General features: G+C 40.8%; 12 protein-coding genes and 2 riboswitches. Of the genes, 3 read left to right on the top strand and 9 right to left on the bottom strand.

The features are described 5' to 3' along the window. Positions 1–139: 139 nt before the first annotated feature. The 4 genes from pepF to D0469_RS18250 all read right to left on the bottom strand — a co-directional run bounded on the left by pepF (position 140) and on the right by D0469_RS18250 (position 4,370). Positions 140–2,056, bottom strand: coding sequence for an oligoendopeptidase F (gene pepF / locus D0469_RS18235; protein ID WP_117328158.1), 1,917 nt, complete (start codon positions 2,054–2,056; stop codon positions 140–142). 393 nt (positions 2,057–2,449) lie between these two features. Beyond that, positions 2,450–3,493 carry a MerR family transcriptional regulator gene (locus tag D0469_RS18240; protein WP_117328159.1) on the bottom strand — a complete coding sequence of 348 codons (1,044 nt, stop codon included), beginning with the start codon at positions 3,491–3,493 and terminating at the stop codon, positions 2,450–2,452. Between the two features lie 135 nt (positions 3,494–3,628). Beyond that, positions 3,629–3,808: an H-type small acid-soluble spore protein gene (locus tag D0469_RS18245; RefSeq protein ID WP_117328160.1), complete on the bottom strand. Its 180-nt coding sequence runs from the start codon at positions 3,806–3,808 to the stop codon at positions 3,629–3,631. A gap of 319 nt (positions 3,809–4,127) precedes the next feature. Next, positions 4,128–4,370, bottom strand: coding sequence for a DUF2533 family protein (locus tag D0469_RS18250; protein WP_117328161.1), 243 nt, complete (start codon positions 4,368–4,370; stop codon positions 4,128–4,130). Between the two features lie 208 nt (positions 4,371–4,578). Here D0469_RS18250 and D0469_RS18255 point away from each other — a divergent pair, with 208 nt between their 5' ends. Together D0469_RS18255 and D0469_RS18260 are read left to right on the top strand one after the other, a co-directional pair. Then, positions 4,579–5,427, top strand: a complete 849-nt coding sequence (locus D0469_RS18255; RefSeq protein WP_117328162.1) for an oxidoreductase — start codon at positions 4,579–4,581, stop codon at positions 5,425–5,427. A gap of 13 nt (positions 5,428–5,440) precedes the next feature. Next, positions 5,441–5,677 carry a VOC family protein gene (locus D0469_RS18260; RefSeq protein ID WP_117328163.1) on the top strand — a complete coding sequence of 79 codons (237 nt, stop codon included), beginning with the start codon at positions 5,441–5,443 and terminating at the stop codon, positions 5,675–5,677. Positions 5,678–5,908: 231 nt separating this feature from the next. Here D0469_RS18260 and D0469_RS18265 read toward each other — a convergent pair whose 3' ends face one another. Then, complete coding sequence (locus D0469_RS18265; protein ID WP_117328164.1) at positions 5,909–6,616, bottom strand: hypothetical protein; 708 nt, start codon at positions 6,614–6,616, stop codon at positions 5,909–5,911. 290 nt (positions 6,617–6,906) lie between these two features. On the opposite strand from D0469_RS18265, the gene D0469_RS21225 reads away from it, so the two are divergent. Further along, the gene (locus D0469_RS21225; RefSeq protein WP_158553571.1) at positions 6,907–7,077 is read left to right on the top strand and encodes a hypothetical protein; all 171 of its coding nucleotides are present in this window, start codon (positions 6,907–6,909) and stop codon (positions 7,075–7,077) included. Positions 7,078–7,175: 98 nt separating this feature from the next. On the opposite strand, the gene D0469_RS18270 is transcribed toward D0469_RS21225, so the two are convergent. The 4 genes from D0469_RS18270 to thiW form a co-directional block, all read right to left on the bottom strand. Beyond that, positions 7,176–7,994, bottom strand: coding sequence for an exonuclease domain-containing protein (locus D0469_RS18270; RefSeq protein WP_158553573.1), 819 nt, complete (start codon positions 7,992–7,994; stop codon positions 7,176–7,178). Positions 7,995–8,168: 174 nt separating this feature from the next. Continuing rightward, positions 8,169–8,786 carry a cell wall hydrolase gene (locus D0469_RS18275; protein WP_117328166.1) on the bottom strand — a complete coding sequence of 206 codons (618 nt, stop codon included), beginning with the start codon at positions 8,784–8,786 and terminating at the stop codon, positions 8,169–8,171. Positions 8,787–9,098: 312 nt separating this feature from the next. Next, the gene (gene thiC / locus D0469_RS18280) at positions 9,099–10,868 is read right to left on the bottom strand and encodes a phosphomethylpyrimidine synthase ThiC (RefSeq protein ID WP_117328167.1); all 1,770 of its coding nucleotides are present in this window, start codon (positions 10,866–10,868) and stop codon (positions 9,099–9,101) included. Positions 10,869–10,891: 23 nt separating this feature from the next. Then, complete coding sequence (thiW, locus tag D0469_RS18285) at positions 10,892–11,413, bottom strand: energy coupling factor transporter S component ThiW (RefSeq protein WP_117328168.1); 522 nt, start codon at positions 11,411–11,413, stop codon at positions 10,892–10,894. A 119-nt stretch (positions 11,414–11,532) separates the two neighbouring features. Then, positions 11,533–11,644, bottom strand: a riboswitch (TPP riboswitch). A 227-nt stretch (positions 11,645–11,871) separates the two neighbouring features. Continuing rightward, positions 11,872–12,063, top strand: a riboswitch (cobalamin riboswitch). Positions 12,064–12,081 lie beyond the last annotated feature (18 nt).

The raw sequence follows: 12,081 nt of genomic DNA on the forward strand, positions 1-12,081 counted from the left end.
AGCTGGAATTGGTTTATCAATCGTTTCACTCAGCTAAAGGAATTGAAGCTGAACTGGAACATCGAAAGTGATCCAACGGGCACACGTATATTAAAATAAAAAGAATGCCCATAAGAGCATCCTTTTCATTTGTACTTCTTTATTTCTCGTTCATAAGTTTTTCTAATTCATCAAGCGTCTCCCTGAATACTTCCATCGCTTCATCGACAGGTTTGGAAGTAGACATATCGACACCCGCACTTTTTAGAATGCTGATAGGGTCAGCTGATCCTCCAGCCTGAAGGAAGTTCTCTTTAATGCGTTTAACGGAAGGTGCACCCTGTTCCAATACTTGCTTGGAAAGTGCAACGGATGCAGCAAAACTTGTAGCATATTGGTAAACGTAGAATTTGTAGTTATAAAAATGAGGAATACGGGCCCATTCCATGGCAATCTCTTCATCCGCAACCATCACTTTTCCATAGTACTTCTTATTAATACCACCATAAATATTTTTCAAGGCTGCTGCGTTAACCGATTCGCCTTTTTGATCCAGCTCATGGATGGCTTTTTCAAATTCCGCAAACTGTGTTTGGCGGAACAGGGTAGTCCGGAAATTTTCAAGCCTCAGGTTTAACAAGTACATTTTTTCTGCTTTTGTTTTTGCCTTTTTATACTGGCTGTGCCAAAGCAGGTTTTCATTCATGGTAGAAGCAACTTCTGCAGTAAACGTGGCATAGCTGGATGTTAAATAAGGCTGTTTAATTTTTGAGTAATAAGAGTGTGCAGCATGACCCAGCTCGTGGGCAATGGTCGATACATCACCATTTGTCCCTTGATAGTTTAATAAGACAAATGGATGTGTGTCATAGGCCCCCCACTGGTACGCGCCACTTTGTTTATCATCGGTGGAATACACATCGACCCAGCCGCCGGTAAAGGCTTCCTTCAGTATTTTCGCATAATCCTCACCTAGAGGCTTTAAGCCTTCCAATACCTGTTTTTGGGCCTCATCATAGGAAATATATGTTTTATCTGCTTCTACGATGGGTGCATAGATGTCATACATTTGCAGTTCATCGACTCCAAGCATCTTTTTCTTCAATTCCATATAGCGGTGCATTTGCGGAAGCCCTTTGTTTACGGAATTGATAAGCTGATCGTACACCTTGACAGGGATATTGTTGGGAGACAATGCAGCTTCTACCGCTGATTTATATTTTCTTACATCTGCAGCAATATTATGTGATTGTACATGCGAGCTCAAAGACTGTGCAAATGTATCCTGGAACTTTCCTAATGTTTGATAGTAAGCTTCATATGCCTGCTTGCGGACGTTTCGGTCTTTGCTTTCCATGTATGAAATAAAGTTGGAACGGGTTAATGGGACTTCTCTGCCTTTCTCGTCCTTTATCTTAGGAAATTTAACGTCAGTAGCAAGCTTTTCATATACGTTGGCGCCCGTTGATGACAGCGGGGATAATTTTGCCAGCAGCTCTTCTTGATCCTGAGATAGTGTATGGGATTTTGTACGAATAATATCAGACAACATATATTTATATGGTGCAAGGGATTTATCCTTTAAATAGTTATTCATTTGCTTAGATGGTATCTTCACAAGCTCAGGGTTAAACCAGGCAGAGTTTTCGGATACGGTTGTTGTCATTTTTTCTGCGCGGTCAGCGGATGACTGCAAGTCTGCATATGTTGAATGAACATCTAAATTTAAATTTGCGTACACATATGCTTTATCATGAATGCGTGATAAAGTACTGTAGTCCTCCAAAGCCTTTTTCATAATAGCAGCTGACTTTGCAAGTTTTCCCTGGTAATTCTTTTTAAAGGCTGCTGATAATTGTTCTGCCTTCTTTACATCTGCTTTCCAAGCAGCTTTGCTTTGGTAAATATGTTCGGTCTTCCATTTGTATTGAGCTGGAATTTCCGCTCTGGATTTGTAGTTTGTTTTCACTCCCTGCTCCTGGGCTTGTACGGCAGCGGTGCTTAGTACATTAAAAGGAATAATGGGTGAAAGTGCTATCATAGCTGCTGCCAAAGAAGTCATGACATGTTTTTTCAATCTGCTTCCTCCATTCAAAATAAGTGATTTGGGGAAAATAGGGATAAGCGCGTCAGGGAGACCCCGCAGGCGCAATGAAGCTCCGAGGAGGCTTCCGAACCGCCCCTAGAGCGGAAATCAACAGGCAAGTTAAACAGAGCCTTAGAATAAGAATGCACATTGAAAACCGAGATCATTAAAAAACCCTTTCCTATATTTATTGGCAAATCTTTTGCAGTTGTTTATTTTTCCTATTGTGGTTTGAAACTATACGTTCTTTTTGTTCTTTGCTTCTGGAATCGTATACTTTTCAGCGGAAGGAGATTTAGAAAGGGGAGACAGACCAATACAAAAAAGCCAGTCGGTGACTGGCTATCTTTGTTGGATATTTGGATGGGTCGAAGCTTTTTTATATTAAGACCAAGGCTTCCACCATTTCTTTTCGTTCTTGGCAGCTGCTGCTTCCCTGAAGCTTGTCACCATGCCGTGGAAAGCTTCTTCTCTTTCCCGGATAACCTGGGTTAATTCTTTAAGTCCTTGGTTCATTGTATCCACGAACGCTTCCTGATCACGGTTTAACACTCGAGCGACAGTATTGATTTCCTTCTGGGCTGTTTTAACATCCTGGGATACTTTGGCCATCATATTTTTATAGTCCCTCGTTGTAATTTTGGAGCTTTCGTTAAGACGCTTCGTAATCTTATCGCAGGTTGCCTCTGAGGCTTTCACAATGTCAATCGAGAGGGCTTCGAAAGTATCGGAGGTGCGTTCCGATACTTTCGCAATATCTTCGGAAAGGGCTTCGAATGTTTCGGAAGTACGTTCTGAAGCTTTCGCAATATCTTCGGAAAGGGCTTCGAATGTTTCGAAAGTGCGTTCCGAAGCAGCAGCGACCGTATGGGCCAGCTCTCGCACTTCTGTTTTTGTTTTTTCGCTTGACCTTTGGATCGATTTAGACAATCCTTGAACCGTTTGCATGGAACCAGAGGAAATTTCTTTTTTGACTTGTTCAATTATTTCGTTCCGATTGCTTTGCATCGCATCTTTTATTTCCGCTAGCATATGCTGCCGATACATCTCCATTGCCGCGAACAGTTCCTCAGTATTTGGCACCATAGCAGATGCTGCTGGTTTTTCAGAAGTGACGACCGCCTTTTCAGCAACCGCAGGCATAGAGGTTTCGGAAGTTTCGGAAACAGCTTCCGAAACCTTAGTATTATGTCTTTCTAACAGCTTGCGGATCATTTCCTTGCTAAGGTTGTTCGCCCGCATTTCCTTTACCTTCTCAAGCAGGCTAATTTCTGTCTGAGTGTAGAATCGTGCACCCTGTTTTGACCGGGGAACGTGAAGCAATCCCTGTAAGTCCTTTTCCCATTGTCTGATCGTCCCTGTAGGAATATTAATTCTTTTGGAAACATCTTTAATTGAATACGCACGCAGAATTTGATTAGTAGCCATTGTTAGCTCTTCCTTTCATTATCCTTTATATGAATAAAAGTCAATTTAAGGGTATATTCTGCAAACGTTTTGCCTTTTTCCTGCCATGTGACAAAAGCTATCAAAAGAAGATGGAATTCCTCAATTTTTGCATAATTAATCCTCGGTTAACGCATCAATCGCCACGACTCGCCTATGGTCATGGGTTCCCCTCGCACTAACTGTCGCCAAGCTTCCTGTATCATCAATACCTTCGATCCAGACAGGCACCCCATGGTAATGAACTGCAATATCATCTTCAGATCCTATAATTTCTTTTATACGATTTAAATCCATTCAGATCACTGCTCCTTTTTTAGCTTTATGTTTGTCCTTTTACCAGCCCACTCAGCAACAATAAGTCCGCCGGCACTGTCTGTGCAATTAAATCAGACATCGTGTCCTTATTGGCTCCGCCTTGCAATGTCATTTAGAATAATCGGTCTGAGTCAAATTCATAGAACTCTCAAATAACTCCTTCAAGTACGGCAAGGGAGGATGTAAACAGATAGACGAACCAAGATGATACTTCTTTTCCTGCATTTCTATGAGCCAAGCGTTCATACAGTGCTATAGCAGGAAAAGCGAGCAGCATCCCTTTTTCCTAAATCCAATTTTATTGCTTGTTAACGAAATCCTGTACCATCTCCGGAGTAACCATTTTTCGAGCATCCTGGAAAAGTGCATTCATTTTCAAGGTAATTTCATTAATTTTTGCAGTTGAAAATGCTTTTTCGGCTCTGCATAATTCAATAGCTTCCTGAATATATTTTTCACGCTCTTCATCAAGAGACGCAAATTCCACCATTTTTTGATTTTGTTTATACGCATGCTTAGTGATTTCTTTATGTACGCTCATATAATCGCTCCTTGCTATTATTTAGTATCTATTATCTTAACAGGTATTCCTGTCTATTCATATGAGGAAAAAAGGATTTTAGCAGCAAGCAGGAAATATGTATAGAAGAAAACTATCCTTTAGTTATATCCTTAATAAGGAGAACATAATGAATGATCACAGTCTAGCTAAATTGTCAATCTAATTAGCGAAACAAGGAGAAAAAAGTATGAAAGATGAAATAGCAATTGTAACAGGTTCTTCAAGCGGATTTGGACTATTAATTTCTTTAGAACTTGCTAAGAGAGGGTATCGGGTTATCGCCACCATGAGAAATAGTGATAGGGCTTTTGATTTAATGGCGAAGGCAAGTGAGCTTGGGATAGGGAAAAATATTGAAATTTACCAGCTTGACGTGGTTTCCAAGGAATCTTTGGGGAAATTTAAGGTATTTCTCTCAAGCTTGGGACGGGTTGATGCCTTAGTAAATAATGCTGGCTATGCCGGTGCAGGATTTGTTGAAGAAATCCCAATTGAGGAATATAAGATGCAATTTGATACGAATGTGTTTGGCATGATCGAAGTGACCCAGTCAGTGTTGCCGTATATGCGCAAACAACGGAAAGGGAAGGTCATTAACATAAGCAGCATCAGCGGCAGAATCGGTTTCCCAGGCTTGTCGCCATACGTAGCTTCCAAACATGCTGTCGAGGGATGGAGTGAATGCCTCCGCCAGGAAGTGAAGGCCTTTGGAATTGATGTGGCTTTAGTTGAACCCGGCTCATATAGAACGAACATTTGGTCAAGCGGCAAGCAGGTTACTGAAAAATCGCTTCAAATTGATTCCCCTTACTATGAATATATGAAAAAAATCGAAGCCCATCTGCAAAAAAATGAGTCTCAATATGGAGATCCCCAGGATGTTGCTAAAAAAGTAGCCGATATTGCACAGCAAAAAGGGGTCCCGCTTCGCCATCCAATCGGAAAGGGAGTGAGGGTGGGGATTTTCTTTAAAAATATATTGCCCTGGAACATGTGGGAACGGCTTGTTGAAAAGGGAATGAAAAGCAATAGCTGAGAGGAAGAGAATTATGTTGAACCCGGGGATCAACCATATTGAATTCTGGGTATCAGTTCTTGAAAAATCGTTAACGTTTTACAGCGGCCTGTTTGAGATAATTAGTTGGAAGGAACAAAATAAAAATGGCTTCAGAACAGGCAGCACAGAAATATTTTTTAAAGAAGCGAATATATCTGTAAATGATACGATTGGAACGAGGTATATTTGTTTTCAGGCAGTTGAGCTAAGTATCGTTGATCAGGTTTAATTGTCTAAAAAAGCAAAAAGATTGAAATCATCAGAGGCCCGATCGAGGTAATCACCATCCGAAGGGGATTATACGGTTGATCTTTAAGATCTAGACCGTAATGTGCTGGTTCCATATTCTCCCATGATAAAAATGTAAAGGGGCAGTCTCCATTGAGAGGCCCCTATATGTTTTATTACCGGGTCAGCATCAGAAAAGCACCTTTCCAAATGCTGTCTGTTGACTTACTATTTAAGATTGCTTTTTGAGTTTGGAGGGATTATTTATTTTATACCGTATGTCCTTATTGAGTTTTCTGTCGACAATTTTTGCATCGAAGGTTAAAGCATCTCCAACAGCCAGTTCTAATTTTTTCAGTGTTTTGCTGTAGCCGGACCAGGCTTCGCCGACATCCAGAGGATTTTCTTCAAGAATTTTAACCTTTTCAAAAATCAGGATCTCTTCCTCCGTTTCATTAAAATGATTGTATTTTGTGGAAAACTCTTTTACAACCGCTTCGAATGAAACTTTTTCAGCGGGTAAATCGAGAATTGGCTTCTTGGGTTTGTCCTTTGAAGTTTTTTTGCCGCCTTTATTATTAACTATCTTCACTTCAGGAGCTTCGCCCGCTACAGGAAGTTCGTCGTTAGTTACTCTATCGGGGGAATCCAATACAGACTCCCGGCCAAACGAACTGCTTTGCATTTCTTTTAGAAAAGCAGGATGGACACAATGCAGGGCCTCATTGGAAAATGAGACAACCGCGGTTTCGTGAGTCCCGTTTGCTTCATATCCTGTAATCTTAACGTTATAAGTTGTATTGTCCCGTTTATACAAAAACTCATGCTTAGGAGCTTTTGCATTGGCTAATATAAGACCCCAGTCTTTAAGCTTAAAGATATATTCGTTTTCATCGCTAAATAGGATGTAATCCCCTTTTGGCGGGATGGTCGTAAACATGATTTGTTCCTCCTTGACAATGTGCGCGAATAAGAAATATTTGAATGTCTGAATGGAAATATCCGCTTTAAATATGTATGATCACTTGCTGTTCTGCTGGATTCTATCTAATTTGAGTATACAATGACAGAGCATGTGTTGCTACTTGTTAATCCTACTTATGCAACTCGTGTCAAATAGATAAGGATCGAGTTCTTTGACAGTTAAAAATCACTCCATGATTGTTTAGTTCCTTTCACAATAGGTTATGTACAGATTGGAAAGCTAAACAATATAGGAGGGAATATTTGATGAACAATCAATCTCAAAAACCTAGTGGTAAGACTCCACCGGGAGAGGATTACGCCCAGGAATCAAAACAAAACAAATCAGGGAATAATGTAAAACAAAAAGATCTTTATAAGCAAATGGGTGATAATCCGGAAGAAAACCGGATTAAACAGGACAACGAGAATGCCTGATCTTCGGTAACCAGGTTCAGTTTAGCCTGGCTGAACCAGACTGATTATAAATAAAAAAAGCCTGCATACCAGCCAAGTAAGATGACATAGTATACAAGCTAGACAGTTTTAACTGCGTTTTTCTGTTGTAAGATGCCATTAATGACACTCGTTTTATATTTTGGGAATTGCTTTTCATAAAACTTTTCGAGGACATTGTCGACAGAGAAATCGCTTTTATATTCAATCCATTTTGGATGCAATTTAAATTCAGGCCATGATAGCTGTTGATTGCCGGTTTTCTTAATAACGGTTTTAATCAGTTTGGAATATTTCTTTTTGCCGGAGTTATTGATTTTCCCATTAAGAAAGTAAAGCTCTTGGGCAAAGCGTTTTGGTTTTTCGATCGAATGTATGTCCAGGATTCGGTTCAGTTTGCTGAAAATTTTTGCAGTACTTACAGCATCACTTAGAGCACGGTGTGAATTCTCGTTTTCTTCAATATTAAGATGCTGCAGTGCAGATGAAAGACTTGGTGTACTGAAAACCTTTAAAACTCCATACATAAAAACTTCCTGTATATCCAATAGCCTGTCAGGCTGGAAAAGATCCCATCCATATTGCTGGCAATCCGACTTGAAGAAACGGTAGTCTTCTTTTCCCCAGGAAACAAATACGTACCTGTCTCCTAAAAACTGAACGAATTTCTCATATGCTTCGTCAAAAGCTGGTGCTTGTGACATCATATCTTCTGTAATTTGTGTAAGCTTAATTGTGAACTTTGAAAGAGGGCAGGAGGGTTTCACTAGAGTGGAAAATGTGTCAATAATTTTGCCGTCAGCATTGATTTTGACAGCACCGATTTCAATGATTTCGCTCGGTTTATCTGTGGCATAGTTAAAGCTATTTCTCTCCACATCAACGATAATATAATGCATATTCATCACCTTCTCTATAATGCTAATTATATCAGAAAAATGTGAGTTTGTTATATCAAAAAACATGGATATATTGGAATGTCTAAAAAAGGTCATTAATAAAACCGAAATTTTTTTTAAAAAAGGCACCTTCTGAGAGAAGATGCCAAATAAATGGATACTTATATATGAATTTTAATTTGCGAAAACGTGGTTTCCAATTTGCTTTGTTACAGGACGTGTGAAGATCCAATCATCAGTTGCTAGTCTTGGATTATAGTAGTAAAGCGATCCATTTGTTGGATCCGATCCAAGAAAAGCATCCTTAACTGCCCTATATGCCGAGCTGCTTGGTTCCAAATAATATTGTCCATCATTAAGCGCCGTAAATGCATTTGTTTGATTAATTACTTTATGTATTGTATTTGGAAACTGGTTGGATTCCACCCGGTTTAAAATCACTGCCGCAATAGCAACCTGTCCTTTATAGCTTTCTCCGCGGGCTTCTCCATTTACTATGTGTGCCATCCTGTTAACATCATTTAACCTGCTGATTGTTCTTGGGCCGACCAATCCGATTGCATCAATATGAAAATCTCTCTGAAATTGTTTTACTGCATTGGTAGTTAAAGGTCCGAAAAACCCGGTTGGTCCGGATTGCAAATATCCCATTTGATTCAAAATTGTTTGGATATGTATTACTTCTGAACCCTTGGAGCCTTCTGCAAGCGGGGCTGCCTTTGCTGCAGAACCTGTAAATCCTGGACTTAAAAAAAGCGTGAATGCTGCCAACATTGAATATACCATTTTCATAAAATAACATCTCTCCTCGATTTCAACTTCCGCGACTAAGAAAAAACTTTATTCACCTGCCTTCCATTTTTAGATATAAAAAGTGTTTCCGGTTGAATTTTCCCTGCATATGTCTGCTTAAACTTATTTTCTATTATTGTTACTAGATTGTTATATCTGTAACATAACTTATGAGAAAATATTGACTGTCACCGGGCTAATTGTCTGTCCGATATATTGCTAGACAATTTAACTTGATTTTCTATCTTATACTTGGGGCAGTATGGCAAAAAAGACTCCAGTAAGGACCGGAGCCTATTCTTTTGTGAACATTTATCTATAGATAACAGAACCGTTCTCGACAAATTCCTTCGCTTTTTCCTTCATTCCTTCTTCAACCGCATCTTCATCGGTTAAGGCATTTGCTTCTGCCATATTGCGGATATCATGGGATATTCTCATCGAGCAGAATTTCGGGCCGCACATTGAGCAGAAATGGGCCGTCTTTGCTCCTTCAGCAGGCAGGGTTTCGTCATGATATTCCCGAGCGCGTTCCGGATCAAGCGATAGATTAAATTGATCATTCCACCTGAATTCAAAACGTGCCTTTGATAAAGCATTATCCCTGACTTGCGCGCCTGGATGGCCCTTGGCCAAGTCAGCAGCGTGAGCCGCGATTTTATAGGCAATAACACCTTCGCGAACATCATTTTTGTTCGGTAAGCCTAAATGCTCCTTAGGGGTAACATAGCAAAGCATAGCAGTGCCAAACCAGCCGATCATCGCTGCACCAATGGCAGAGGTGATATGGTCATAACCCGGCGCGATGTCCGTTGTCAGCGGTCCTAATGTATAAAATGGCGCTTCTTTGCAGATTTCCAATTGTTTATCCATGTTTTCTTTTATTAAATGCATTGGAACATGGCCAGGGCCTTCAATCATGACCTGAACATCATGCTTCCAGGCGATTTTAGTCAGCTCTCCCAAAGTTTCCAGCTCGGCAAACTGCGCCTCGTCGTTTGCGTCTGCAATGGATCCCGGGCGCAAGCCATCACCTAATGACACGGAAATATCATAGGTTTTTAAGATTTCACAAATTTCTTCAAAATGTGTGTACAGGAAGTTTTCTTTATGATGTGCCAGGCACCATTGCGCTAAAACGGAGCCTCCGCGCGATACGATACCTGTTGTCCGTTTCGCTGTCATCGGTATGTAACGAAGCAATACTCCTGCATGTATCGTAAAATAATCAACACCTTGCTCCGCTTGCTCGATCAGTGTATCCCGGTATATCTCCCAGGTTAAATCTTCAGCGATTCCTTTTACTTTTTCCAATGCCTGATATATGGGAACGGTGCCGACCGGAACGGGAGAATTGCGGATGATCCACTCTCTTGTTGTATGTATATTTTTGCCTGTGGAAAGATCCATGATTGTATCGGCTCCCCAGCGAGTCGCCCATGTCATTTTTTCTACTTCTTCGGAAATAGAAGAAGATACGGCCGAATTGCCAATATTGGCGTTGATTTTCACATGGAAGTTACGCCCGATAATCATGGGTTCACTTTCAGGGTGGTTAATATTAGACGGAATGATCGCCCGGCCGCGGGCAACCTCATCGCGGACAAATTCAGGCTGTAATTGCTCCCGTATTGCGATGAATTCCATCTCGGGTGTAATGATGCCTTTTTTTGCATAGTGCATTTGGGTTACATTATGTCCTGGCTTCGCCCTGAGCGGTCTTTTGACAGCATGCGGGTATACTTCGGCATCAGCCGGGTCTCCATTGCGAAGGCCATTGTCCTCAGGCTTAATTTCACGTCCTTCATAATCTTCCACATCTTTTCTTTCTAGTATCCACTGTGAACGCAGCTTTGGAAGACCCTTATTGATATCAGCAATATAGCTTTCATCTGTATACAATCCGCTTGTGTCATATACCCTGACCGGATCATTTTCTGTCGTTCCGGATATGCCTTCCGTCGAAGCAAGGGATATTTCTCTCATCGGAACCAGGATATCAGATCTGGAACCCTGAACGTAAACCTTTCTGCTCCCTGGAAACTGGCATATCATCTGGTCTTGATTTTGTACATCATTCATTGTTTTTCCTCCTTTAGTTATAATTAGTGCTTACCGTTAAACATCCCATTAATTTTAAGAACCCTTGCAGCCCCTGTATTTTTCAGGAATACAAGCAAGAGTACATAGCCAATGACTGCGCCGGTTAAGCTGCTGAAAATAAAAGCGGGGATAAAGCCAAACAAAGTCGCTTCTTTTCCGAGGAATAATGTTGCAATTGGATAAGAGGCGATGGCGCCCAGAATCCCGGTTCCAAGGACCTCACCTGCAACAGCTGAAACCAATCTTCTTGTTTTAATAAATAAAAAACCAGCCAATAAAGCTCCTATCATGCTCCCAGGGAACGCGAAAACTGAGCCAGTACCCATCAGGTTCCTGAGTAAAGAGACAGAAAAAGCCTGGGCAATCGCATAGTATGGGCCAAGCAATACAGCAGAAAGCACATTGATGAAATGCTGTATTGGAAAGACCTTGGCAAAGCCCATTGGAATGTAGAATACATGGCTTGATAGGGTGCCAATGGCCACCAGCATCGCTGTCAGCGTCAGCCTTTGTGTTTTTCCCATAAAAAAATCCCTCCAGTTGGCAATTTATTTGCCGCACTGGGGGATACATGAAAACGGACAGAATCCTTTTGTTTTTGGAGCCAAAAAAGCAGACTCCAGCAACAGAATCTGCGTATGTAGACTAAGCCAACACACTTTCCTCCGCTGGTACTAACCAGATCAGGTATAAGGGTCAAAGACTTAAAGGTCTTAATCTCAGCCGGCCAATATCCGGCACCCCCAGTGCAAACATTTATAATATTTTGATATTTATAACTATAACATATGACGAATGAAAAGCAACCTTTTTATGAAGGTGTTTTTTGATGGCTGAGATTATTAAACTTTTTGAAATGGAGGGATATCCCCATTTTATATGACAGAAGCTTTGCCACATCTGCAATGGTACTAAGTTAATAAAGAATAATAGATTGAAAGTGGACAAATGATATTATTAATAGTATATTGGAAAAAAACTTAATAATTTCCATTGGATAGGTGTTGAATGCATATTCATGCATTCACTTAATAGGGAAGCTCGGTGAAATTCCGACGCGGTACCCGCCACTGTAAATCGGAGCGACCTGCAAGATGTCACTGTTGTTAAAAACGGGAAGACGCAGGAAGTGTTGAAGATGAGCCAGGAGACCTGCCTGTTTAATGAGCACGAAGGACCTACGGGAAAATAG

Origin of the sequence: Peribacillus saganii (genome assembly GCF_003429095.1) — a bacterium.
Lineage (GTDB): Bacteria > Bacillota > Bacilli > Bacillales > DSM-1321 > Peribacillus > Peribacillus saganii.

Bases quoted from the DNA above. Each gene is read 5' to 3' on its own strand.
- D0469_RS18240 (WP_117328159.1), bottom strand. From the start codon at position 3,493: ATGGCTACTAATCAAATTCTGCGTGCGTATTCAATTAAAGATGTTTCC.
- D0469_RS18255 (WP_117328162.1), top strand. From the start codon at position 4,579: ATGAAAGATGAAATAGCAATTGTAACAGGTTCTTCAAGCGGATTTGGA.
- D0469_RS18275 (WP_117328166.1), bottom strand. From the start codon at position 8,786: ATGAAAATGGTATATTCAATGTTGGCAGCATTCACGCTTTTTTTAAGT.
- thiW (WP_117328168.1), bottom strand. From the start codon at position 11,413: ATGGGAAAAACACAAAGGCTGACGCTGACAGCGATGCTGGTGGCCATT.
- D0469_RS21225 (WP_158553571.1), top strand. From the start codon at position 6,907: ATGAACAATCAATCTCAAAAACCTAGTGGTAAGACTCCACCGGGAGAG.
- D0469_RS18245 (WP_117328160.1), bottom strand. From the start codon at position 3,808: ATGGATTTAAATCGTATAAAAGAAATTATAGGATCTGAAGATGATATT.
- D0469_RS18270 (WP_158553573.1), bottom strand. From the start codon at position 7,994: ATGCATTATATTATCGTTGATGTGGAGAGAAATAGCTTTAACTATGCC.
- D0469_RS18250 (WP_117328161.1), bottom strand. From the start codon at position 4,370: ATGAGCGTACATAAAGAAATCACTAAGCATGCGTATAAACAAAATCAA.
- D0469_RS18260 (WP_117328163.1), top strand. From the start codon at position 5,441: ATGTTGAACCCGGGGATCAACCATATTGAATTCTGGGTATCAGTTCTT.
- D0469_RS18265 (WP_117328164.1), bottom strand. From the start codon at position 6,616: ATGTTTACGACCATCCCGCCAAAAGGGGATTACATCCTATTTAGCGAT.
- thiC (WP_117328167.1), bottom strand. From the start codon at position 10,868: ATGAATGATGTACAAAATCAAGACCAGATGATATGCCAGTTTCCAGGG.